General features: G+C 65.5%; 20 protein-coding genes. 7 read left to right on the forward strand and 13 right to left on the reverse strand.

Features of this window, described 5'->3' with window-relative positions; genetic code table 11:
- Positions 1 to 53: 53 nt before the first annotated feature.
- From AC04PT_RS16590 to AC04PT_RS16610, 5 genes are read right to left on the reverse strand one after another with little or no spacing between them, the layout of a single operon-like run.
- On the reverse strand, positions 54 to 845 hold the full coding sequence (locus AC04PT_RS16590; RefSeq protein WP_482874846.1) for an ABC transporter permease: 792 nt from the start codon (positions 843 to 845) through the stop codon (positions 54 to 56).
- The gene (locus tag AC04PT_RS16595) at positions 842 to 1,558 is read right to left on the reverse strand and encodes an ABC transporter ATP-binding protein (RefSeq protein WP_482874847.1); all 717 of its coding nucleotides are present in this window, start codon (positions 1,556 to 1,558) and stop codon (positions 842 to 844) included. Before AC04PT_RS16595 ends, AC04PT_RS16590 begins: the two co-directional genes overlap by 4 nt.
- Positions 1,555 to 1,977: a hypothetical protein gene (locus tag AC04PT_RS16600; RefSeq protein WP_482874848.1), complete on the reverse strand. Its 423-nt coding sequence runs from the start codon at positions 1,975 to 1,977 to the stop codon at positions 1,555 to 1,557. The genes AC04PT_RS16595 and AC04PT_RS16600 overlap by 4 nt, the downstream gene beginning before the upstream one ends.
- Positions 1,978 to 2,002: 25 nt before the next feature.
- Positions 2,003 to 2,962, reverse strand: a complete 960-nt coding sequence (locus AC04PT_RS16605; protein ID WP_482874849.1) for a YVTN family beta-propeller repeat protein — start codon at positions 2,960 to 2,962, stop codon at positions 2,003 to 2,005.
- Positions 2,959 to 4,134, reverse strand: a complete 1,176-nt coding sequence (locus tag AC04PT_RS16610) for an ABC transporter substrate-binding protein (RefSeq protein ID WP_482874850.1) — start codon at positions 4,132 to 4,134, stop codon at positions 2,959 to 2,961. Before AC04PT_RS16610 ends, AC04PT_RS16605 begins: the two co-directional genes overlap by 4 nt.
- Before the next feature lie 155 nt (positions 4,135 to 4,289).
- Between AC04PT_RS16610 and pedF the strand changes: the two genes are divergently transcribed.
- Together pedF and AC04PT_RS16620 are read left to right on the forward strand one after the other, a co-directional pair.
- Positions 4,290 to 4,979 (forward strand): cytochrome c-550 PedF, encoded by a 690-nt coding sequence (gene pedF, locus AC04PT_RS16615; protein WP_482874884.1) that lies wholly within the window; start codon positions 4,290 to 4,292, stop codon positions 4,977 to 4,979.
- A 7-nt stretch (positions 4,980 to 4,986) separates the two neighbouring features.
- Complete coding sequence (locus AC04PT_RS16620) at positions 4,987 to 5,886, forward strand: substrate-binding periplasmic protein (protein WP_482874851.1); 900 nt, start codon at positions 4,987 to 4,989, stop codon at positions 5,884 to 5,886.
- 2 nt (positions 5,887 to 5,888) lie between these two features.
- Here the strand turns inward: AC04PT_RS16620 and AC04PT_RS16625 are convergent, their stop codons facing one another.
- Both AC04PT_RS16625 and AC04PT_RS16630 read right to left on the reverse strand, forming a co-directional pair.
- Positions 5,889 to 6,758 carry an FAD:protein FMN transferase gene (locus AC04PT_RS16625; protein WP_482874852.1) on the reverse strand — a complete coding sequence of 290 codons (870 nt, stop codon included), beginning with the start codon at positions 6,756 to 6,758 and terminating at the stop codon, positions 5,889 to 5,891.
- Positions 6,755 to 8,848, reverse strand: coding sequence for a 4Fe-4S binding protein (locus AC04PT_RS16630; RefSeq protein ID WP_482874853.1), 2,094 nt, complete (start codon positions 8,846 to 8,848; stop codon positions 6,755 to 6,757). Before AC04PT_RS16630 ends, AC04PT_RS16625 begins: the two co-directional genes overlap by 4 nt.
- 102 nt (positions 8,849 to 8,950) lie before the next feature.
- Between AC04PT_RS16630 and AC04PT_RS16635 the strand changes: the two genes are divergently transcribed.
- The gene (locus AC04PT_RS16635) at positions 8,951 to 9,709 is read left to right on the forward strand and encodes an ABC transporter permease (protein WP_482874854.1); all 759 of its coding nucleotides are present in this window, start codon (positions 8,951 to 8,953) and stop codon (positions 9,707 to 9,709) included.
- A gap of 3 nt (positions 9,710 to 9,712) precedes the next feature.
- Here the strand turns inward: AC04PT_RS16635 and AC04PT_RS16640 are convergent, their stop codons facing one another.
- Both AC04PT_RS16640 and AC04PT_RS16645 read right to left on the reverse strand, forming a co-directional pair.
- On the reverse strand, positions 9,713 to 10,861 hold the full coding sequence (locus AC04PT_RS16640; protein ID WP_482874855.1) for a CaiB/BaiF CoA transferase family protein: 1,149 nt from the start codon (positions 10,859 to 10,861) through the stop codon (positions 9,713 to 9,715).
- The gene (locus AC04PT_RS16645) at positions 10,861 to 12,060 is read right to left on the reverse strand and encodes an acyl-CoA dehydrogenase (protein ID WP_482874856.1); all 1,200 of its coding nucleotides are present in this window, start codon (positions 12,058 to 12,060) and stop codon (positions 10,861 to 10,863) included. Before AC04PT_RS16645 ends, AC04PT_RS16640 begins: the two co-directional genes overlap by 1 nt.
- Before the next feature lie 113 nt (positions 12,061 to 12,173).
- Between AC04PT_RS16645 and AC04PT_RS16650 the strand changes: the two genes are divergently transcribed.
- The gene (locus AC04PT_RS16650) at positions 12,174 to 13,070 is read left to right on the forward strand and encodes a LysR family transcriptional regulator (protein ID WP_482874857.1); all 897 of its coding nucleotides are present in this window, start codon (positions 12,174 to 12,176) and stop codon (positions 13,068 to 13,070) included.
- Between the two features lie 33 nt (positions 13,071 to 13,103).
- Here AC04PT_RS16650 and AC04PT_RS16655 read toward each other — a convergent pair whose 3' ends face one another.
- Both AC04PT_RS16655 and AC04PT_RS16660 read right to left on the reverse strand, forming a co-directional pair.
- Complete coding sequence (locus AC04PT_RS16655) at positions 13,104 to 14,690, reverse strand: ABC transporter substrate-binding protein (RefSeq protein WP_482874858.1); 1,587 nt, start codon at positions 14,688 to 14,690, stop codon at positions 13,104 to 13,106.
- Between the two features lie 5 nt (positions 14,691 to 14,695).
- Positions 14,696 to 16,663: a CocE/NonD family hydrolase gene (locus tag AC04PT_RS16660; RefSeq protein WP_482874859.1), complete on the reverse strand. Its 1,968-nt coding sequence runs from the start codon at positions 16,661 to 16,663 to the stop codon at positions 14,696 to 14,698.
- A gap of 168 nt (positions 16,664 to 16,831) precedes the next feature.
- On the opposite strand from AC04PT_RS16660, the gene AC04PT_RS16665 reads away from it, so the two are divergent.
- A complete protein-coding gene (locus AC04PT_RS16665; protein WP_482874860.1) occupies positions 16,832 to 17,758 on the forward strand; it encodes an alpha/beta hydrolase in 927 nt (308 codons plus the stop codon).
- A gap of 164 nt (positions 17,759 to 17,922) precedes the next feature.
- On the forward strand, positions 17,923 to 18,279 hold the full coding sequence (locus AC04PT_RS16670; RefSeq protein WP_482874861.1) for a hypothetical protein: 357 nt from the start codon (positions 17,923 to 17,925) through the stop codon (positions 18,277 to 18,279).
- Between the two features lie 40 nt (positions 18,280 to 18,319).
- Here AC04PT_RS16670 and AC04PT_RS16675 read toward each other — a convergent pair whose 3' ends face one another.
- Entirely contained in the window at positions 18,320 to 18,778 is a 459-nt protein-coding gene (locus AC04PT_RS16675; RefSeq protein ID WP_482874862.1) for a hypothetical protein, read from the reverse strand.
- Between the two features lie 295 nt (positions 18,779 to 19,073).
- On the opposite strand from AC04PT_RS16675, the gene nusG reads away from it, so the two are divergent.
- A complete protein-coding gene (nusG, locus tag AC04PT_RS16680) occupies positions 19,074 to 19,568 on the forward strand; it encodes a transcription termination/antitermination protein NusG (protein ID WP_482874863.1) in 495 nt (164 codons plus the stop codon).
- A 523-nt stretch (positions 19,569 to 20,091) separates the two neighbouring features.
- Here nusG and repC read toward each other — a convergent pair.
- Positions 20,092 to 21,252, reverse strand: coding sequence for a plasmid replication protein RepC (gene repC / locus AC04PT_RS16685; RefSeq protein ID WP_482874864.1), 1,161 nt, complete (start codon positions 21,250 to 21,252; stop codon positions 20,092 to 20,094).
- Positions 21,253 to 21,261: the final 9 nt, after the last annotated feature.

The raw sequence follows: 21,261 nt of genomic DNA on the forward strand, positions 1-21,261 counted from the left end.
CAATATAGGCCGGTGACGCCTGTCGATCACCCGGCTTATGGTCGTAGGAAGGGTCAGCCCCTGCGCCCTATCCGGGTGCGGGCGGGATCATACCCCCAGAGCGCCAGCGCGGTGAAGGCGGCGGTGGCGAGCAGCACCCACAGCAGCGCCGTGCCGTTGAATTCAGCGTAGAGCGCGAAGCGGATCAGTTCGACCGCGTGGGTGAAGGGGTTTACGGCGCAGATGTCGTGCAGGAGCTTCGAACTTTCGGCCATCTTCCACAGCGGATAGAGCGCCGAGGACAGGAAGAACATCGGGAAGATGACGAAATTCATGACGCCTGCGAAGTTCTCCAACTGCTTGATGAAGCTTGAGAGGACCAGCCCGAGCGCGCCCAGCATCAGCCCGGCCATGACCAGCGCCGGCAGTGCGGCGACATAGCCAAGGGCGGGCATGGTGATGCCGAAGGCGGCGGCGATGGCAAGGAAGGCGTAGACTTGCAGCACCGAGATCGCGGTGGACCCAGCCAGCTTGGCGAAGAGCAGCCACCAGCGCGGCAGCGGCGAGGTGAGCAGAAGCTTCATCGACCCCATTTCGCGGTCATAGACCAGCGACAGCGAGGATTGCATCCCGTTAAACAGCAGGATCATGCCGCAGAGGCCGGGGACGATGTAGGTCTCGTAGGTGATGTAGGTCTGGTAGGGCGGAATGATGCTGAGGCCCAGCGCGGCGCGGAAGCCGGCGGCGAACACCAGCAGCCACACGAGTGGCCGCACCAGCGCGGCGACGAAGCGTTCGCGCTGATGGATGAAGCGCAGCGCCTCGCGGGTGACAATGGCGCGCAGGGAGGTGACGAAGGGCGTCATGCGGGGGTGCCGGTGAGCGTGAGGAAGCGTTGCTGGAGCGTGAGGTCCCCGGCGATGTCGCGGGCGATGCCGTCGGCGAGGACGCGGGATTGGTGCAGGATGACGAGACGGTCGTCGGGGCGGACCTCATCGGTGAGGTGTGTGGCCCAGAGGATCGTCACGCCGTCATCCGCCAGCGCATGCACGTGATCGGTGATGGCGGCGCGGGCGGCGGCATCCAGCCCGACGGTGGGCTCGTCAAGCAGCAGCACCTCGGGCGCGTGGATCAGGGCGCGGGCGATCTCGGTCCTTCTCTTGTGGCCGCCGTTGAGGGCGCGGCATTTTTCATGCGCGCGGTCCAGCATGTCGAGACGGTCGAGGGCGGTGTCGATGCGGGTGCGGGCGTCACGGCCCGACAGGCCGTGGAGGGCGGCGAAGTAGGCGAGATTCTGGCGAACGGTCAGGTCGAGGTCGAGCGTGGTTTGCTGGAAGACGATGCCGAGACGGGCAAGCGCCTTGCGCGGCGTTCTGGCGAGGTCGTGACCGGCAATGCGGATCTGCCCGGTGGGGCTGACGAACAGCCGGGTGAGCAGGTTGAAGAGCGTGGACTTGCCGGCACCGTTGGGGCCGAGCAGGGCGCAGAACTCGCCGGGGCGGACGCGGAACGAGACGTCGGACAGCGCCTGCCTGTCGCCGTAGCTGTAGCCCAGTCCTGCGACCTCGAGGCCGGTCATTCGATGGTGATGTCCATGCGCTGGGTTTCGCCCGTGGTGCCGGGGATCTTCATGTAGTAGCGGCCGGGTTTGATGGCGAGGAAGCCAATCTCCATTTCGCCGGCCTCGTCAAATTCGACGCTGTCGAGGCCGAGGGGGCGTATTTCCAGCCCCTCCACCACGATTTCGTCAATCCAGATGGCGCGGAAAAACTCGGGGCCGACGAGGGCCAGTTCCTGACTGCCGTCGCCCTGGATTTCGAACTCGTAATAGGTGCCGGATTTCAGCACCCAGGGTTCGGCCGAGATCGGCTCTCCGGCGGACAGGATGACCGGGGGCAGGTTCTGCTTGTTCTTGCCGGACAGCACACCGGCGGCACCGAAGCCCTCGGCAAGCAGGGGGGCCGGGGCAAGCGCCGCAAGAACTGCGAGTGAGCGCATGAGCATGTGAGATCCTTTCCCGATGTCAGTCGGTTGGCCGGTAGGCCGCGCCCCAGGGGAAGCGGCCGACCTTAATGGATTTGACCGCCTTGCGGGCGGCGACGTCGATCACGGTGACATCGCCCGATACGCCGTTTGTGGTGAACAGCTGCGAGCGGTCGGCGTTGAAGGCCATGTGCCAGACGCGGCGACCGACGAGGATGTACTCCTCGACCTCGTAGGTTTCGGCGTTGACGACGGCGACGTGGTTCGACGGGCCCAGCGCCACGAAGGCATGGGTGTCGCCCGCCGTCAGTTCGAAGCCCACGGGTTGCACGCGGTCGGGGTGGACGCCCTGCACCTCGAAGTTGATCTTGGCCTTTTCGGCCTGGGTTTCGGTATCGAACACGGTGAGCGTGCCGCCGATCTCGGAACTCACCCACATCTCGGTGCCGTCCTTGACGAATTCTGCGTGGCGCGGGCGGCTGTCCACCAAGGTGTTGGCGAACAGTTCCTGCGTCTCGGTGTCGATCCAATGCGCCATGTTGGTGGTTTCCGAGGTGGTGATGGCGATCTTGCCGTCGGGGGAAACCGCCATGCCTTCGGGCTCTACCCCCACGTCGATCTGGGCGATGACCTTGCGGGTTTCGGTATCGACCACGGTGGTGATCGCGTCGTCTTCGTTGGCGATGTAGAGGTGGCGGTCATTGGGGTGCAGCACGAATTGCTCGGGGTCTTCGCCCGACGGCAGGTCGTGCAGGATTTCGCCGGTGGCGGGGTCCATGACCTGCACCGCGTCGCTGTCCGAAGCGCAGATATAGAGGCGGGTGAAGTCGTGCGAAAAGGTGATGCCGCGCGGGCGTTCGCCGGTGGCATAGGTCTTGATGACCTCGAGCGTCTCGGTCGAGATCACCGACACGGTGTCGTCCTTTTCGTTGGTCACCCAGATCTCGCCGGCGGCGAGGGGCTGGGCCAGCAGCAGGCTGGCAAGGGCGGTACGGATCATTGGAAGGCCTCGCATTGGCTTTCGGGGCGGTCGAGGCCCAGGCTGTCAAGCTCGTTGGTCTGATGCAGGAACCCGTCGAGCGGCGCCTGCGCCACCAGCGCGCGCGGGTGGGCCACGGCGATGGGTTGGCGCAGCTGGCCGTTCCAGTCGCGATAGGTGAGCGGTCGGCCCTTGAAGCCGGCCAGTTCGAACGCCTCGGACAGGATGTAGTCTCGAAGGGTTCCTGCATCGGTGGATCCCGTACGCGTCAGGCCCTCGCCCAAAGTGCGGACGGCAGCCCAGGCGGCATAGTCCTGCGCGGTCATGGCGCGGCCGTGCTGATCGGTGAAACGGGATTGCAGCTGGGCGGCGCCCCATTGCTCGATCACCGGCGACCAGGTGACTGCGGTCAGGCCTTCGGAGCCGACGACAGGGCGCGCGGCCCATGTGTTGTAAAGCACGTAGCGGCCGAAGTCGTGCAGCTCATCGGCGAGGATCAGGGCGTCGTAATCGGCGAAGTCCTGCGTGAAGAGCGGGATTTCCTGCGCGGCGGTGCGGCGCATGTCGGCGTCGAAGGCCCATTGCTTTTCGGCCGAGAGCTTGAGGCCGAACTTGGTGAGCGACCGGCGCATGGCTTCGGCATAAGATTGATCCTCGGGCCGGGTGCCCGCGATCATCACCAGATCGGTCCAGCGCTTCTGCACCAGAACCTGCGCCAGCGCATCGGTGCGCATGGCGTCCGAGGGCAACGTGTGCAGCAGATTGGCGCGGCAATCGGTGTCACGCAGGGCAAGGTCGCCGGAGGCGGTGTTGAACAGCAGCGCGCCCTGCGCCTCGGGCAGATCGGCCAGCGTGGTCAGGACGGCGGAAGGCGCGTCGACAACCAGGAAGGGCGATTGGGACAGCAGGGCCTGTGCCGCGGGCACCGGGTCTTCGTTTTCAAGGACGACCGCTTCGGTCATCTCGTAACCGTGGCCTAGGAACTTGCCGGTCGTAAGGTTGTCCTGAAGGCCCGTCCGGGCGCCGGCGAGGCCGTTGTCCTCCGGCTCGGGGTCGAGGTTTGACAGCACCGGGGGCCGTGTCTGGGCGATTTGAAGATAGCCGATGTGCAGCACCGTTTCGGCCGCCGCGACAGTTGCCGTCAGCGCCGTTGCACAGGCCGCGAGCCAGGCGATGATGCGTGTGTCTCCCATGGCCAGACGCTAGCAAGGCCGCTGCCGCAGGAGGAATGAGACTTTGGTCGCGAACAGGCCGAAACGCAACCAAAGTCCAATATCACGGGCCCCGGCGGCTGGCATACTCAGGCCCCAGACGAGCGGATCAGTTCTGGGAGGACGATATGAACGCGATGACGATCAAGGCCCTTTTGACCGGCGGATGCCTGATGGCCGCGACGACCCTGGCTTATGCGCATGGCGATGTGGCGCCGCAGGCAGTGGATACCACGGGGCTGCCGGAAACGGGCGAGGAATGGCTGACCGAGAACCCCTATCGCGTGGATGACGTGGGCGAGGAGACCTGGCTGAAGGCCATCGAGATCGGGTCGTCCGGCTACAACCAGAACTGCGCGCGGTGCCACGGGCTTGAAGTGGTTTCGGGCGGATTGGCACCGGACCTGCGGTTCCTTGAAGCCGAGGAATACGGCGACGAATGGTATGTCGAGCGTTACCGCACCGGCTATACCCAGAACGGGATCACCAAGATGCCCGGCTTCGGCGATCTTCTTGGGCAGGACGCGGCCTGGGCCATCCGGACCTATATCGAAACCCGGCCCGACGGCGACCAGATGGAGGAACACGCCGACGAGTTGCGCGCCCTGCGGGACGAGCTGGCGGGCTATGCCGAAGACGGGGGCGGCGCGGATGCCGAGGCGCTGAAGGCGCGGCTAAACGAGATCGCCGAGGCCATCGACACGCTGTCCGGCGCGCCGGTGGCCGACAGCGTGGCATTCCGCGCGGCCAACCTGATCGACGGTACGCCCGCGTCCTACAAGGCGGCGGCCGAGACCTTGACGATCGGTCTGTCGGCCGCAAACTGACGCCATGATGCGAAATTTCACGAGCTGCTTGCTGGTGGTTCTGGGTCTGTCCCTCGCGGGGCAGGCCCGGGCCGCCGACCCTTGTGCGGATTACGTGCCCCAGCCGAAACCGCAGAACACCGGGCGCGACGTCGTCGGGCAGGAGCTGGACGTGATCCGGGACCGCGGGCACATGCTGTTTGCGGTCTACGAGGATTATCCGCCCTACAGCTGGGAAGAGAAGGGCCAGCCGCGTGGCGTGGATGTCGAGATCGCGCGGCTGATCGCCGAGGATCTGGGTGTCGAGGCGCGCTTCAACTTCGTCGCGGCCGGCGAGAACCTCGAGGCGGACCTGCGCAACAACATCTGGAAGGGCGCGCTGATCGGGGGCCGGGTGTCCAACGTGATGATGCGCATCCCCTATGACAGCGCCTTCAAGTGCCGGGTCGAGCAGGTGGTGTTCACCGGGCAGTATGCCGCCGAAAGCATCGCGATTGCCTATGATGCGGCCAGCTATCCGGACGAAAAGCCGGTGCCGGCGTATTTCCGTTTCGACACGGTGGGGGTGGAAAACGATTCCATCTCGGATTTCTACCTGTCGGGATTTGCCGGTGGGCAGATGCGCGGCAACATCCGACGTTACCCTGACATGGCCGGCGCGATGGCCGCGCTGGAGGCCGGCGAGGTGAAGGCGGTTACCGGGCCTCTGGGGCAGCTTGAACACGGGCTGACCGAGCGGGTGGGTGTGCACCGTCCGCCGCTGGCCGGGTTCGCGGTCAGCAAATGGACGCTGGGGGTGGCAGTGAACTTTGCCTATCGGCCGCTATCCTACGCTGTCGACGATGCAATCAATTACGCCCTGCAGGATGGTCGGATCGCGCAGATCTATGCGGATTACGGGCTGACGCATCAGGCGCCGGAACGCTGATCTTACAGCGTTGTGACGTCGCCTGACCCGTCGACCAGCATGATGCGGCGGATGCCGTCGGTATGGCGTATGGCGGCGATCTGATCCAGCGGAGCGAGCACCAGCGCGGTCGACAGCGCGTCGGCGAGGGTGGCCGTGTCGGCCTCGACCATGACGGAGGACCACTGGGGGACCGCGCGGGCGTGCAGGATGTGCCCGTGCGGGCCGAGCGGCGTTGCCGCCGGGCTGGAGGTCGCGACGGCGCCGTCCTGAAGCGTGAGGGTGGCGAGGCGGCCATGCTGCGGGTCGGTGAGACCCAGACGATAGGGGCCGCCGGTGCCGTGGTATTCCCCGATGTTGATGAGGGTCCTGATGACGCCATGCGCGCGGAGGGTTTCGGCCACGAGGTCGGTGGCAAAGCCCTGCGCGATACCGTTGAAGGTGAGCGCCTGGCCGGGGGCGAGGCGTATGCCGGTGGCGTCGAACGTGACGCGATCCCAGCCGATCAGATCCGCTGCGGCCTGCGGATCGGTGCCCCGCGCAAGCGCCGTCCAGAGTGGCTGAACGGTCGGATCGAAGAGGCCGCCGGTCAGGTGGTGGGCGCGGTCGGCGGCCTGCACCAGCGTGAGGAAATGAGGCTTCGGCTTGATCCGCCCGGTGCGGTTGAGGCTGACGAGGTCGGACTCGGCGTAGAGGCTGAACAGACGCTCGACCTCGGCGATGATCCGGCGGGCGTCTTGCAGGGCGGGCGCGACGCGGTCGCGGGGGCCATGCAGGCGAATGCCGATGTCAGCCCCGAAGGCCCTGCCCTGCCACGTGTGGCTGAGCGCCGTGGCCGGCGTGGCGGCGAAGGCGGCGGCGATGGTCAGGAAGCGGCGGCGGGTGAGGGTCATTCGGCGGCAATCCCTGCGCGGCGGCCCTTGGCGGCCAGAATGAGGGGGACGCATTTGGTCCGGTCGTCGTGGATTGCCACGCAGTCGAGGCACTGGAAGCATTCGGAATAGGCGATTTCGCCGGTCTTCTTGATGGCGGCGTAGTTGCATTTGACCCGGCAGAGCTGGCACGGGCTGCCGCATTCGCTGCGCCGTGCGATCCAGTCGCGGCCCCGGATCAGGCCGCCGATCGCCATGACCGCGCCGAGCGGGCAGAGGTAGCGGCAGAAGCCCTTGAAGAGAACCATGGACAGCACCAGCAGCGCCACTGCGTAGGCGACGTAGTACCATTCGCGGATGAAGAAGGTGGTGATCGCGGTCTTGAACGGCTCGACCTCGATGGCGGTATCGAGAGCGGCCGGGGCGGTGAAGAGCAGCGCCACCAGCGAGGCCAGGACGAGGTACTTCAGGGATTTCAGGCGGCGGTCCCACGTGGCGTTCGGCTCGATCTCGGGCAGGCGGAAGGCGCGGCCGAGATGGTGGGCAAATTCCTGCAGCGCACCAAACGGGCAGAGCCAGCCGCAGAACAACCCCCTGCCCCAGAGCACGAAGCCAAGGATCGTCACGCCCCAGATCAGCAGCGAGAACGGGTCGTAGAGCAGGAAGGCGTAGCTGCCGCCCTCCAGCGCGGTGCGCGCGACCGCCAGCGGCGTGGCGATGGAGAGCTGCCCCTGCCCCCACCAGCCGATGAAACCGGTGACGAAGGCGAGGATCGCAAGGCGGATGGCGGTGAACTGCGGATGCCCGGCGAGACGGTTCATGCCGGGGCCGAGCAGGGTGACGAGGCCGGCGACGAACACCGCAAGCACGATCAGGTCGGTCTGGCGGTTGCGCAGCGCACCGACCCAGGGCGGTACGGGTTTGATGACCTCGGGACGGGCGTAAAACCGTTCAGGGGTGGCATGGGTGGTGTCGAGCGTGACGCTGCCAAGTTCAGGCTGGAACGAGCCATGGGCACGCAGGGCCTTGATCTGCAGTGTCCAGTCGGCGGTCGGATCGAACCCGAGGCGACGGTCGGTGCGCAGGATCAGGGCGGCACCGTCGTGGAGCGCCTCGGGCAGATCGTCGCTCAGCTCGATGTAGATGTCGGCATCGCGGAAGGCGATGGGAAAACCGCCCTGCTCGGCGCTGATCAGGTCGGGCGCGGTGTTGCGGACGAAAGCGTCAGTGATCAGCCCGTGGCGGGCTGTCTCGATCAACAGGACCGGCTCGTCGGTGTCCGAAATCTCCATGAAGTCGCGGAGTTCGTCGTAGCTGCCCGGGCTGAGGACCGCTTGGGCAATGGAGGGTGCGCCGATGTCGACCACCCAGAGATCGAGGTAGGGGGCGTCGGGGGCGTCTTTCGCCTCTGCGTCGTCATCCTCCCACAGGGTGCCGGCAAAGGCGGCGTCGATCTCGGCGTTGGTGACGACCTTGCGGGTGACGATGCCTTGGGCGACGAGATCATCCCAGTCCAGGTCCTCGCGGTAATCGGGGTCGGGGTGTGCCGGCGGGCCGGTGGAAATGCCGCTCATCTTTTCGCGCGCAACCTGAAGCGCGGCGGCGAGGATGCTTTCGTGCGCGATGCGGACCGAGGCGGTGCCCTTGGTCACGCCGTCGAGGTAGACCAGCGCCGAGCCTTCGCCGCCGGCACCGTAGGGAGAGCCGACCACCAGAGTGTCGGAAATGGAATGGCCTCGGTATTGCTTGAAGAAGTCGTAGAACAGCTTCTCGGGCAGGCCGGAGACGAAGATCGGTTCGTTATGTGACAGCAGTTGCACGTCGAGGAACCGGCCGTCGAGGTCGAGCACCACCAGAAGGTTGATCGCGGCGCCGGAGAAGCCGGGAAGCGGGGCCATCGGTTCGGTCTCGAACACATAGCCGGCCTCGGCGCCACCGGAGTTGAGCAATTGCCAGACGCCCTTGTCGTTGATCCGCTCGCCGAGGCTCATCGGGGGCACGATGTAGGGTTCGAGGTCGGCGCGACCGAGCGGCTCGGCCAGCGCGGACGCCGCCAGCACACAGGCCAGCGCGGCCCATGCCCACGCCCTCAGGGTTCTGCCTCCCAACATGGGGCGAGACTACGGGCGCGCGGGGCTTTGCCCTATGCGACATTGGTCTGATCCACGGCGTTTGCACTTTGGTGGACCCGGCATCTGTGACAGGTTTGTGCGATGCAGGATGCGAAAATGCAGATGCCGGTCTATGGGGTCTCGCTGGCGGGGCTGGTGGCGCTGTGGGCCGTGGCGGCATGGCTGGGCGGCGACCCCAGCGTGCTGCCCGGGCCGGTGGAGGTCTGGGCGATCTTCCTGCGCGAGTTCGGCTCGGGCGAGTTGCCGTTTCACATGGCCGCGACGCTGGGGCGGGTGGCCGCGGCCTTTGCGCTGGCGATGGGCTTCGGGCTGGTGATCGGGCTGGCGATGGGGCTGAGCGCAGGACTCAATCGCTGGTTCTCTGTCTGGCTGGTGGTGCTGCTGAATGTGCCGGCGCTGGTGGTGATCGTGCTGTGTTATCTGTGGATCGGGCTGAACGAGGTTGCGGCGATCACCGCGGTGGCCCTGAACAAGACGGCGATGGTGGCGGTGACGATCCGCGAGGGCGTGCACGCGCTGGACCCCAAGCTGCGCGACATGGCGCAGGCGTTTGACATGTCACGGCGTGACCGGCTGCGGCACGTGATCCTGCCGCAGCTTTGGCCCTATGTCGCCGCGTCGACGCGCAACGGGCTGGCGATCATCTGGAAGATCGTTCTGGTGGTCGAGTTCCTTGGCCGCAGCAACGGCATCGGGTTTCAGATCCACCTGTATTTCCAGTTGTTCGAAACCGGTTACGTGCTGGCCTACGCGCTGAGTTTCGTGGCGCTGATGCTGCTGCTGGAACTGACGCTGATTGCCGGGTTCGAGCGCCGGGCAACGCGGTGGCGGCGGGCGTGAGCCCTAGCTCTTGAAGGCTGGTTGACCGGTGCCCAGAAGCGGCGCGGCGCGGTCGAGTGTCATGGGGCTTTCGGAAAAGCGGATCGGGGTGCGCAGTCCTTCGATGCCCTCGGGCGCGACCCGCAGGCCCCTTGCGGTGATCTGCGGCTCATTCAGCGCCTCGGCCACGGTGTTGATCGGCCCGGCGGGAACCCCGGCGGCGGTCAGCGCATTCATCAGGGCGGATTTGGTGAAACGCGCGGTGCCCTGAGCCAGTTGCGGGCAAAGCTTTTCCCGGCTGCGGACCCGCGCGGGGTTGGTGGCGTGCGCCGGATCATCGGCGAGGTCAGCCATGTCGAGCACGCCGCAGAGCGCGCGGAACTGGCGGTCATTGCCGCAGGCGATGATGACGTGGCCATCGGAAGTCGGAAAGACCTGATACGGCACGATGTTGGGGTGGGCGTTGCCCAGACGGGTGGGCACGGTGTCGCCCAGCAGGAAATTGCTGGCCTGATTGGCAAGGACGCCGACACCGCAATCCAGCAGAGACAGATCGACATGCTGGCCCTTGCCGGAGCGGGCCCGCTCGGCCAGCGCGGCCTGCACGCCGATGACGCCGTATAGGCCGGTGAAAATGTCGACCCAGGCGACGCCGACCTTCTGCGGCTCGCCCTCGGGGTCGCCGGTCAGGTCCATGATGCCGCACATGCCCTGGATCAGGAAGTCGTACCCCGGCTGCGCGGCGCGGGGACCGTCTTGGCCGAAGCCGCTGACCGAGGCGTAGACGAGGCCGGGGTTGGTGGCGGAGAGGCTGGCGTAATCCAGCCCGTACTTGGCCAGCCCGCCGACCTTGAAGTTTTCGATCACCACGTCGGCCCCGGCGATCAAATCCTTGAGTTGTGCGAGGTCGTCCGGGTCGCGGAAGTCCAGCGCCACCGAAGTCTTGCCCCGGTTGGCGGAGTGGAAATAGGCCGAGACCGTCTCGGTGCTGCCGTCGGGACGCTCGCGCTCGATGAAGGGCGGGCCCCAGCGACGGGTGTCGTCGCCCTCCGGCGCCTCGATCTTGATGACCTCGGCACCGAGATCGGCCAGCGTCTGGCCGATCCATGGCCCGGCGAGGATGCGGGCAAGCTCGACGACCTTGAGGCCGGCGTAGGGCGCCGAGGCCGCCATCAGGCGAAGGCCGGGATGTCGGTGATCGCGCGGCCGAGGATCAGCGCATGCACGTCATGGGTGCCCTCGTAGGTGTTCACCGTTTCGAGGTTCTGGGCGTGGCGCATCACGTGATAGCCGGCCTGGATGCCGTTGCCGCCGTGCATGTCGCGGGCCTGACGGGCGATATCCAGCGCCTTGCCGCAGTTGTTGCGCTTGATGAGCGAGATCATCTCGGGCGCGAAGCGGCCTTCGTCGAACAGGCGGCCGACGCGGAGCGCGGCTTGCAGGCCGAGGGTGATTTCGGTCTGCATGTCGGCCAGTTTCTTCTGGTACAGCTGGGTGGCCGCAAGGGGGCGGTCGAACTGCTTGCGCTCCAGCCCGTACTGACGGGCGCGGGTGAAGCAATCCTCGGCGGCTCCCATTGAGCCCCAGGCGATGCCATAGCGGGCACGGTTGAGGCAGCCGAACGGTCCGCCCATTCCCTGCGCGTCGGGCAGCAGCGCGTCTTCGCCGACCTCGACGTTTTCCATCACGATCTCACCGGTGATCGAGGCGCGCAGGGACAGCTTGCCGCCGATCTTTGGGGCCGACAGGCCCTTCATGCCCTTTTCGAGGATGAAGCCGCGCACCTTGCCGCCGTGGGCGTCGGACTTGGCCCAAACCACGAAGACATCGGCAATCGGGCTGTTGGAGATCCACATCTTGGCGCCGTTCAGCACATAGCCGCCGTCGGTCTTGGTGGCACGGGTCTTCATGCCGCCAGGGTCCGATCCGGCGTCGGGTTCGGTCAGGCCGAAACAGCCGATCCATTCGCCCGAGGCCAGCTTGGGCAGGTACTTCTTGCGCTGGTCCTCGGAGCCGTAGGCGTGGATCGGGAACATCACCAGCGAGCTTTGCACCGACATCATCGAACGATAGCCGCTGTCAACGCGTTCGACCGCGCGGGCCACCAGCCCATAAGACACATAGGAGGCCCCTACCCCGCCGTATTCCTCGGGCACGGTGACGCCAAGCAGGCCCTGCGCGCCCATCTCGGCGAAGATCTCGGGGTCGGTATGCTCGTCAAGATAGGCCTGTTCGACGCGCGGCAGCAGCTTGTCCTGCGCGAAGGTCTCGGCGGCCTCGCGGATCATGCGCTCTTCTTCGGTGAACTGGTCGTCCATCAGGAACGGATCGGACCACTGGTAGGGAATTCCCTTGGAGGTCTTGGCTGACATGGGCTTGGCCTTTCTCGCACTGGCGGCGGGCTTCATTCTGTTTTTGGCGTTATACCTGTTGGAAACCGCAAGAAACACCAGTAATTTCGCATGACTTCATGCAGAAACGGAATATGAGACCGCGACGCTTCCTTCCCTCGATCCGCCAGTTGCTGGCGCTGGACGCGGTGGTCCGGCACCGGTCGGTCACGGCTGCCGCCGGCGAGCTGGACCTGACGCAAAGCACCGTCAGCCGGCTGATCCTGTCGCTCGAAGAGCAGCTCGGGACCGAGCTGTTCACCCGTCAGCGCAAGCGGCTGGTGCCCAATGCCGCCGCGCTGGCCTATCAGAAAGAGGTCGGCGCGGCGCTTGCCCTGATCCAGAGCGCGAGCACGCGTGTGGTGGCCAATCCGGACGGCGGGACACTGTCACTGGCGGTGCTGCCGACCTTCGCGACGCGGTGGTTAGGGCCGCGACTGGGGCGGTTCCTGAGACGGCACCCGGGGGTGTCGGTCAATCTGTCGACGCGGATCCAGCGGTTCGACTTCGCCTCCGAGGTTTTCGACGCGGCGATCTATTACGGCGAGGCCGACTGGCCCGGGGTGGCCCATCTGAAGCTGTTCGAGGAACGCGCGACCGCCTGCGCCGCGCCGGAGTTCATCGCGGGGGCCGGATTGGACCGGCCGGAGGATCTGGCACGCTATCCGCTGCTCTACATCGAATCGCGGCCCGATGCCTGGGGCGATTGGTTCGCGGCGCATGGCGTCGCCGCGCCGGTCAGAGGCGGGATGATGGTCGACCAGTTTTCGATGATGATACAGGCGGCGATTTCGGGAATCGGGATCGCGCTGCTGCCCGATTACATCGCCCGGTCCGAGATTGCCGAGGGCCGGCTTTGCGCCCTGCACCGGGAGGCGGTGCCGATGCGCGGTGCCTATTGGATGGCCTGGCCGGAGGAGAAATCTGACGTGCCGCCGTTGCGCGCCCTGCGCGGCTGGCTGGAGGCAGAGGTCCGGCAAGGTGAAGGATAGGACGGGTGCCGAGCACCCATCCTACGGTCTGGATCAGCCGACGACCCACATCTTGAGCGGCGCGTAGAAGTTCATCAGTTCGAAGCCCTTGGAGGGACCCCAACCTGCCACCCGCTCCGAGGTGGCATCGACGAAATCGTTGAACATCGGGCAGATCAGCCCGCCGTCCTCGCGCACCAGCATGCTCATGTCGCGGTAGATCGCCTTGCGCTTGTCGGCGTCCAGCTCGCGCCGGGCGGCGATCAGCATCTGGTCGAACTGTTCGTTGAAGAACCGCGTGTCGTTCCAGTCCGCCGATGACAGGTAGGCGGTCGAGAACATAGCGTCCTGCGTCGCCCGTCCGCCCCAGTAGCTGGTGCAGAACGGCTGCTTGTTCCAGACGTCCGACCAGTAGCCGTCGTTGGGTTCGCGCCGCACGTTGATTTCGATCCCCGCCGCCTTGGCGCTTTCCTGGAACAGGACCGCGGCATCGGGCGCGCCGGGGAAGGAGTTGTCGGAGGTGCGCAGCAGGATCGGGCCGGAGTGGCCCGAGGCCTTGTAGTGATGCGCCGCCTCGTCGGGATCGTAGCTGCGCTGTTCCATGTCGTCGGAGAACAGCGGATAGCTGGCGTTGATCGGCGAGTCGTTGCCAAGGCTGCCGTAACCGAACAGGATCTTGTCGACCATCTCTTGCCGGTTGATTGCGTATTTCAAAGCCTTCCGCAGGTGCACGCTGTCGAAGGGCGCGGTGTTGCAGTGCATGATGAAGACGTAGTGGCCGGCGCTGGGTTCGGCCTGAAGTTCGACTCCCGGCAGACGCTGCACAAGCTGCGCCACTTTGGGCGGCACGCGGTTGATCATGTCGACCTGGTTCGACTGAAGCGCGGCAACGCGGGCGTTGTCGTCGTTGACGACGATCAGCTCGACCGTCTCAGCGTGGCCCATGCTGGAATCCCAATAGTCTGGGTTCTTCTCGAAGGTGTACTGCACGCCCTTCTGGTGATCCTTCAGCACGTATGGACCGGTGCCGATGGCCGCATCGGGGGCCTCTTTGCCGCCGCCGGGCTGGATCATCAGGTGATAGTCGGTCAGCAGGTAGGGCAGGTCGGCGTTGGGACCGGTCAGCGTGATGATGAACTTGTCACCCTCGACACGCATGTCCTGAATCTCGCGCAGCAGACCGAAGGCGCCCGAGGTCGAGCCTTCCGAGGCATGGCGGTCGATGGTCGCAGCCACGTCTTCCGGGGTCAGGGTCTGACCGTTGGAGAAGTTGACACCCTTGCGGATCTTGAAGGTCCAGACCGAACCGTCCTCGTTCGAGGAATGCTCTTCGGCAATACGGCCCTCCAATCCGCCGTCGGCGGTCAGTTCGACCAGCGGCTCGCCCCACATGCGCAGCACCTGCGTCGCGGTCGAGTTGGTGGCCAGCGCCGGGTCGAGGCTGTCGGTCGACGATCCGCCCTGGATGCCCACCTTCATGGTGCCACCCTTGACGGCGCCCTGGGCCTGAACCGCCTCGGAGAAGGCGAGGTTCGCCATCGCCGTCGAGACGCCGAGCGCGCCGGCGCGGCCGAGGAAGCTCCTGCGGTTCATCCTGCCGCCTGCGGTCAGACGGGCGAGGTATCGAAGCTGATCGGACATGGTTGTTATCCTCCTGAGTCCTGTTGGAAGCGCGGGTCCCCGTTGTGGGGTACCGTATCGAGAAACTTGCGCGTGAAGATGAGCGTATCACCAACATACGCCGCAAGCCACATGCTGACGTGCCGGCCGTCTGCGTCGGATTTCATCCGGGTTTCGACGCGGGTCGAGACCTGCCAATCGCCGCGCGCGAGACCCCTGTCCCAGTCGATTTGGGCGCTTGCGACGGCAGGGTCTGTGGCGTCCGCCGACCAGACTTCGCGCAGGGCGCTGGTCATGGTGAGGCCGGTATCGGGGATCACGGTCTCGCCGTGATCGCAGGTGATGGTCAGGGTGTGGCGATTGCCGTCGTGGGTCCAGTGTTTGCTGTCTGCGTTGGGGCGGGTCTGGCGGGTCGCTTCGGCCGGGGCCTCGGGTGCGGGCGGCAGGGTGATTTCGGTGCCGGCGCCCTCGGGCAGGACCGGCAGGGACAGGGTGCCGTCCGAGACGGTGAGCGTGACGGCCCCGGGCGACGGCCAGATGAACGGCCAGTAGCCGGGCGACAGCGCCAGCCGCAGGCGGTGACCGGCAGGCAGGCGATAGGCCATCTGGTCAAGGTCGAGGGTGATGCCGGCGGGTTCACCGGGGGTCGGCGGCGAGGCGGTGTCGAACCCGTCGCGGAAGCACAGGTTCAGGAAACCATGCGCGATCAGGGTGGCGCGCCCGTCCGGGGCCACGTCGGACAGGCGGGCGGCGATCTGGCCGAAAGGCCGGTCGCTGGCCACCCGCAGGCGCAAGCGGGCCGCGCCAAGCAGGGTCAGCGGTGCCTGCAGCGGCGCGCCGTCGAAGCAGAGCGACAGGGCATCGTCGGCCTGCTGATCGTCAGGAAGCTCTCCGGGGCCGAAACCGAAGGGAAAGAATTCGCCGGTGCCCTGCCCGCAGGCGGGATGCGTATCGACGGAGGCCGGCCCGGTCATCGCCGCGCCGCCGAGCGTACCGTCGCCCAGCCGCAGGTCGCGCCGGGCCACGCCGCCCTCGGGCCAGGTGTCCAGCGCGATCCAGCGGCCGGGGCGGTGGGCGTAGCTTGTGGCGGGCGGCACCGCGTCCATGACATAGGCGCGGTAGTCGGGATCGGTATCGGCGCCGTTGGCTTCGCCCTTGAGCCAGCGGTCCCACCAGCGCAGGGCCAGCGCCACGAAATCCGTGCGCGGGCCGGGGGCCGCCATATGCGGATACTTGTGGTTCCATGGGCCGACGATGGCCTTGACCGGGCCGGAGGTGCCGCCCTCGAGCAGCTTGACCGGGGTGTTGCGATACCCGTCGTGCCAGCCGCCGATCGACAGCACCGGGGCCTCGATGGCTGCGAAATCCTCGCAGACCGACCCGTGCCGCCAATAGCCGTCGCGGGTGCAGTGCCGCAGCCAGGGGGCGGCCAAGAACGGCGTTGCCGCAAGCCGCTCAAGCCAGACCTCGCGCCAGTCGGGGCGCAGATCGGGATCGGGCGGCATGGAAAACCACGACATCACGGTTGCTGCCCAGCCAATGTTCTCGGTCAGCTCGCAGCCGCCTTTGTAGTGGATGTCGTCGGCGAACCGGTCGACCGATGCGCACAGGCTAATCACCGCCTTCAAAGCCTTTGGTCGCCGCGCCGCGACCTGCAGACCGTTGAAACCGCCCCAGGAGATGCCCATGATCCCGACCGCGCCGGACGACCAGTCCTGCGCGGCGATCCAGGCGATCACGTCCTCGATGTCGGTCAGTTCCTGTTCGGAGTACTCGTCGTCGAACAGGCCGTCGGATTCGCCACAACCGCGCAGGTCGAGCCGCACGCTGACATAGCCGGCACGGGCGAATTCGGGGTGCATGGTGGCATCGCGTGCGACCGTGCGGTCGCGTTTGCGGTAAGGCAGCGCTTCGAGCACCGCCGGAAAAGACCCCTCGCCCTCAGGCATCCAGATGCGCGCCGCCAGATGCACGCCATCGCGGACCGGGATCATCCGGTTGGCGATTTCGGTGACGGGGGCGGCAGTTGGTGTCAGGGCGGGCTCCTCTTCAGGGTGCCCTGTGACCCTAGACCGAAGCCCGCGCCACAGGCAATCGGTTGCCGCATGACGTAGCGGAGGCCATAGTGCCCCGACCCCCCCTGCCCCGCCGGAGCCCTTCGTGTGACCGCCGACTATGACAGCCTTCTGGACGCCGAGATCCGCGCTTTCATCGACCGGACCGGCAGTTATTATCCCGCCGACACGGCCACCCGATCCGTGCCTGAGCAACGGGCGATCTATGACCGCATGTGCGCGGCCTTTCGCGCCCCGCGCCCTAAGGGTGTGACAGTCACCGACCGAAGCGCCGCTGGCGTGCCTGTGCGCGACTACACCTCCGGCGGCGGTGCGGCGCATGTGCTGTTTTTCCACGGTGGCGGCTTCGTGGTTGGCGGGCTCGACAGTCACGACGACGTCTGCTGCGAGATCTGCGCGCAGACCGGCTTTGACGTGACCGCGGTGGATTACCGGCTGGCGCCCGAGCATGTGTTTCCGGCCGATCATGAAGACGCCCTGACCGCGTGGCGTGATCTGATTGCGCGCCACGCCGGACGGATCGTTCTGGTGGGCGACAGTGCCGGTGGGGCGATCTGCGCTGGGCTCAGCCATGCGCTGCGCACGGCGGACCGGAGGCCGGACGGCCAGGTGCTGATCTATCCGGGGCTTGCCTTCGACACAAACAGCGACAGCATGAACGCGCATGCGGCCGCCCCGATGCTGACGCGCGACGACTGCATTGCCTATGGCGCGCTGCGGACCGGCGGCGATCTGACGGCGCTGGAGGACCCGCGGTGCAGCCCGCTGTGCGCAAACAGCTTTTCGGACCTGCCGCCGACAATTGCCTTTGCCGCCGAATGCGACCCGCTGGCCGACGAGGCCCGGGCCTACGCGCTTGCCATCTGCCGGGACGGCGGCCAGTCACGATTTCATAACGAAGCGGGTCTTGTGCACGGCTACCTGCGGGCGCGGCATGTCTCGGAAAAGGGCCGCGCCGGTTTTGCGCGGATTGTTTCTGCCATATTGGAATTGGGCATGGGAAAATTGGAATAAATTCTGTATTGACAACCAAATAGGCCAATCGGCTGGTTGCAAAATACGCAGGTAGCGTTTCCGCAAAATTTATTTGCAATAAGATTCATAATGGCATGGAAAGTCCGTCGAGAATCTCTTAGGTATCGTGGACGACCTGAAATGTTTATTCGGAGCCTGTCTCTATGAAAGTCATTCTAGCCGGCACCGCCCTTGCCCTGATGGCCTCGGTCGCGCAAGCACAGCAGACCGCAATGGACTATGCCCTCGCTCAGACCCCTGTGCCCTGCGGCGGTGCCGACAACATCGAACGCGCCGAGTACCACATCGAAACCAAAGGTGCGCGGATCCTGCGCGTGACCTGCAAGAAGCGTGGCTTGTTTGCCGGACCCGCCGGCGATGTTGCACCGGCTGGTGCCCCCGCGACCGGATTCGTGCCCGCGTTCGGCCTGCTGGGGCCGCTGCTCGGGATCGGCGCGGCCGCAGGTGCCGTGGCTCTGGCAGGTGGCGGTGGCGGATCGTCGACCTCGGACACCAAGTAAGCGTGCAGCCTGTCCCCGAGCCAACGCTCCGGGACAGGTCTCAGCACTGGCGATAGCCCATGCGTATCAACTCGCGTCCGGTCATGCTGTAATAGCCGCTGATCCGGTGGCGGGCCTTTGTCATGAACCAGGTATGCAGTTGCGAATTGTAATGGCTTGCCATCACGCGGCTCCAGCGTTCGAAATCCTGCGGCACCAGACGACGGCCGTAGGACGATGGGCCATGAAACCCCAAACGGGCGTCTGGCGACAGGCAGACATTGCCGGCGCCCAGATACATGGTGCAGGACGACAGGCAGGTGCCGCGAATTTCGACGCGCTGTCCGGTCGACCGGATGCGGCTGACACGTGCGGCGGCGCTTTGGATCAGCCCGCCCCGGTCATTCCGGACCACGATGGTGTGCTGCGCGTCGGCTTGTCCAGGTGTCACCACCACCGCAGTGGCAAGGATGCAGGCAGCCGCAATCAGGCCGCGTCGCGCGGCTTTCAAAAATGTCATGTTTCGTACCCCTACGAATGTGCCCGGCCTGTTTGGCCGCACTCCCACGAGGGGAAATTAACCCGCAAAGATTTCTTCGGGCTTAACGTCGGAACTCGGTAACAGACTGGTATTTTTGATGAATAAACCCTTAAAGGACCCTCGGGGACATCCGTTCGGCGGTACAGACGGCGGCGCTTCCGGCTACGCCTGCCCTGCCGCGGAGTCGCCGGACCTCACCAAACGGACAGGGCAGACCGCCACTGGTGCAGAGTCACCCCGCACACCCGGAACAGGGTCAGGTGCGCTTGCCGATATGAGCGCTGCGAACTGGTTCGTGGCCCAGTTGAAGCCCAACGGCCTGTCGCTGGCCCGGCGCAATTTGGTGCGGCAGGGGTTCAACCTGTTCGTGCCCAGCCGGATGGAGACCCTGCGCGGCAAGATGGCGAAACGCCCGCTGTTTCCCGGCTATGTCTTCGTGCAGTTCGATCACGACCGTCCGGGCTGGACGGCGATCAACAGCACCCGTGGGATCAGCCGTCTGATCCTTGACCATCCGCGGCGCCCCCGCCCCCTGCCCGCTCAGTTCATGGCCGGAATGCTGGCGCGCTGCGCGCCCGACGGCCTGCTTCTGCCGCCCGATGACATCACTGCAGGCGATCGCATCAGGGTGATCTCGGGACCCTTTGCGGAGCTGGTGACGACGGTGGAGAGCCTTGACCAGAACCGCCGGTTGCAGGTGTTGATCGAGCTGATGGGCCAGCAGGTCCGTGCCTCCCTGCCTGCTGAAGCAGCCGAGAAGCTGGACTGAAGCCTGGCGTTGCTGTGTCCATGATTGGGTTGCTTGGTCGAACGGTGCTCAGATGGACGCACTGCACGGCACAGGCCCTTGTAAGTAACGGCGCTTTGAGTGTCTACCGCCGGGTTAAAGCGCCGGTGCTTGGGCGACAAGTTCATGTCCGATAACATTCGTGTACGCGTGCTGATGGACCGGACGTTTACGTTGGTGCTTTTGAGTATACGGGTGTGTTTGTCCTTTGCCTCAGCTAGCCTGAGTATTGTGCCCTTCGGTGATATCCCTCTTTCTTGGTTGTGCCGGTCATTTGCGATAGCCGATGTGTCGTTTTCAATTCGTACTGGAATAGTGGAAAGGATGCACATCGTCCGCGCTGACCGATAACGGCATGGTGCTGGGCTGTCGTTGCTTGTCGACATTGGTTGCATCCGCTGGCGCAGCGCAATTTTGAAGAACACCAACGAAGCGGAATGGCCAATGACTGAGGCGTCATCGAACTCACCAGCAGACCGCCCTGCCCTGTCCACCGCGGTGGACATCAGGCTGCGACCGCTTCGGACTTCGCCAGACGGGACAGCAGCGCCGCGGGGTCGAACTGGGTTTTCCGGGCTCCGATCGTCAGGCTTGCGAAGTAGGCCGCCACGTTTCGGATCTTGTGACCCATCTGAAGGATGACGAATACCGCACTCGATGCCTTGGCACCGCCGACCGCTTGTTTCGCTTTTTCGAAGTTTGCTGGATGGATGCCCATCATGGGTGCCAATGTCCGTGCGTGTCGCTCCACGTCCTCCCAGGTTTCCAGCCTCTTCGTGGCAAAGGACGCGGCCTCCTTGCAGACCGACGTCAACATGGGGATGCTTGGTTGGTCTTTGGGCGCGGCGGGTTCTAAATCTATTCTCTCTTTTTCAGACTTAGATAGATGCCGGGCAATTTGTCCGTCATTGGCGGGCAGATCCTGTGTATCTGCCACGTCCACCGCGGTGGACACTTCTTTGCTGATGGCCTCGATACGGTGCAAAAGCGCGCGATAGTCCGCGACGCTCAGCTTGCGGCGCAGGTGTTTCCGTGCCTCTGCCAGCATCTCACATTCAGGGTCCAGGTCCTCGATCCGGGCCAGAAGCGCAAGGATGTGCTTGCGCAGGAAGAGGCAGTCCCGGCGCTGAGTCTCCAAGGTTTGTGCAATGTCCTGAAGCTCGTCCATGCGCGCCATAAGGGGGCGCAGGCAGAGGCCGAAGCTGAGGCTCCTTCCGTCGGTCGCGCGCACGCGGTAGCGCTTGCCGTTGGGGCTGTCATGACGGGACATGAAGCCGAGCGTGATGAACCGGTCGATGTGACGGCGCAGGGTGCGTTCGTCGATGCCGCCGACCCTCCGGCAGATTTCGCTGTTGGCGGCAAAGACGGTCAGGCCCTGTCCCGGTTTCAGGAAGCTGAGCATTGCCTGAAGCGTCTGCAGATGGCCGGGTTTCAGCCCGAAGTGCCCGCGCGCGTCGCGCAGGGCACGGAAGACTGTCCAGATGTCCGGGTCATCGGCGGGCATGGGGGATCGGTCCGCGCCGTGGCGGAGGGTTTTTGCTGTGATGAATGTCATGCTGCTCGTGAAACGAGGGCCTGTTTGCCCAGATCTTCCCTGGCTCTTCCCGAAAAATATCCGGGAAAAGGCAACAAAACTGCGTCCACCGAATCGGCGGTACTTGACCATGTTGTGGGA

The sequence above is a fragment of the Litorisediminivivens sp. KMU-197 genome, from assembly GCF_056858395.1.

Coding starts and splice junctions, on each gene's coding strand:
- AC04PT_RS16630 (WP_482874853.1), bottom strand. CDS start 8,848: ATGTTGGGAGGCAGAACCCTGAGGGCGTGGGCATGGGCCGCGCTGGCC.
- AC04PT_RS16650 (WP_482874857.1), top strand. CDS start 12,174: ATGAGACCGCGACGCTTCCTTCCCTCGATCCGCCAGTTGCTGGCGCTG.
- AC04PT_RS16590 (WP_482874846.1), bottom strand. CDS start 845: ATGACGCCCTTCGTCACCTCCCTGCGCGCCATTGTCACCCGCGAGGCG.
- AC04PT_RS16635 (WP_482874854.1), top strand. CDS start 8,951: ATGCAGGATGCGAAAATGCAGATGCCGGTCTATGGGGTCTCGCTGGCG.
- AC04PT_RS16675 (WP_482874862.1), bottom strand. CDS start 18,778: ATGACATTTTTGAAAGCCGCGCGACGCGGCCTGATTGCGGCTGCCTGC.
- AC04PT_RS16625 (WP_482874852.1), bottom strand. CDS start 6,758: ATGACCCTCACCCGCCGCCGCTTCCTGACCATCGCCGCCGCCTTCGCC.
- AC04PT_RS16610 (WP_482874850.1), bottom strand. CDS start 4,134: ATGGGAGACACACGCATCATCGCCTGGCTCGCGGCCTGTGCAACGGCG.
- AC04PT_RS16645 (WP_482874856.1), bottom strand. CDS start 12,060: ATGTCAGCCAAGACCTCCAAGGGAATTCCCTACCAGTGGTCCGATCCG.
- AC04PT_RS16600 (WP_482874848.1), bottom strand. CDS start 1,977: ATGCGCTCACTCGCAGTTCTTGCGGCGCTTGCCCCGGCCCCCCTGCTT.
- AC04PT_RS16605 (WP_482874849.1), bottom strand. CDS start 2,962: ATGATCCGTACCGCCCTTGCCAGCCTGCTGCTGGCCCAGCCCCTCGCC.
- AC04PT_RS16640 (WP_482874855.1), bottom strand. CDS start 10,861: ATGGCGGCCTCGGCGCCCTACGCCGGCCTCAAGGTCGTCGAGCTTGCC.
- pedF (WP_482874884.1), top strand. CDS start 4,290: ATGACGATCAAGGCCCTTTTGACCGGCGGATGCCTGATGGCCGCGACG.
- AC04PT_RS16620 (WP_482874851.1), top strand. CDS start 4,987: ATGCGAAATTTCACGAGCTGCTTGCTGGTGGTTCTGGGTCTGTCCCTC.
- AC04PT_RS16655 (WP_482874858.1), bottom strand. CDS start 14,690: ATGTCCGATCAGCTTCGATACCTCGCCCGTCTGACCGCAGGCGGCAGG.
- repC (WP_482874864.1), bottom strand. CDS start 21,252: ATGGTCAAGTACCGCCGATTCGGTGGACGCAGTTTTGTTGCCTTTTCC.
- nusG (WP_482874863.1), top strand. CDS start 19,074: ATGAGCGCTGCGAACTGGTTCGTGGCCCAGTTGAAGCCCAACGGCCTG.
- AC04PT_RS16660 (WP_482874859.1), bottom strand. CDS start 16,663: ATGATCCCGGTCCGCGATGGCGTGCATCTGGCGGCGCGCATCTGGATG.
- AC04PT_RS16670 (WP_482874861.1), top strand. CDS start 17,923: ATGAAAGTCATTCTAGCCGGCACCGCCCTTGCCCTGATGGCCTCGGTC.
- AC04PT_RS16595 (WP_482874847.1), bottom strand. CDS start 1,558: ATGACCGGCCTCGAGGTCGCAGGACTGGGCTACAGCTACGGCGACAGG.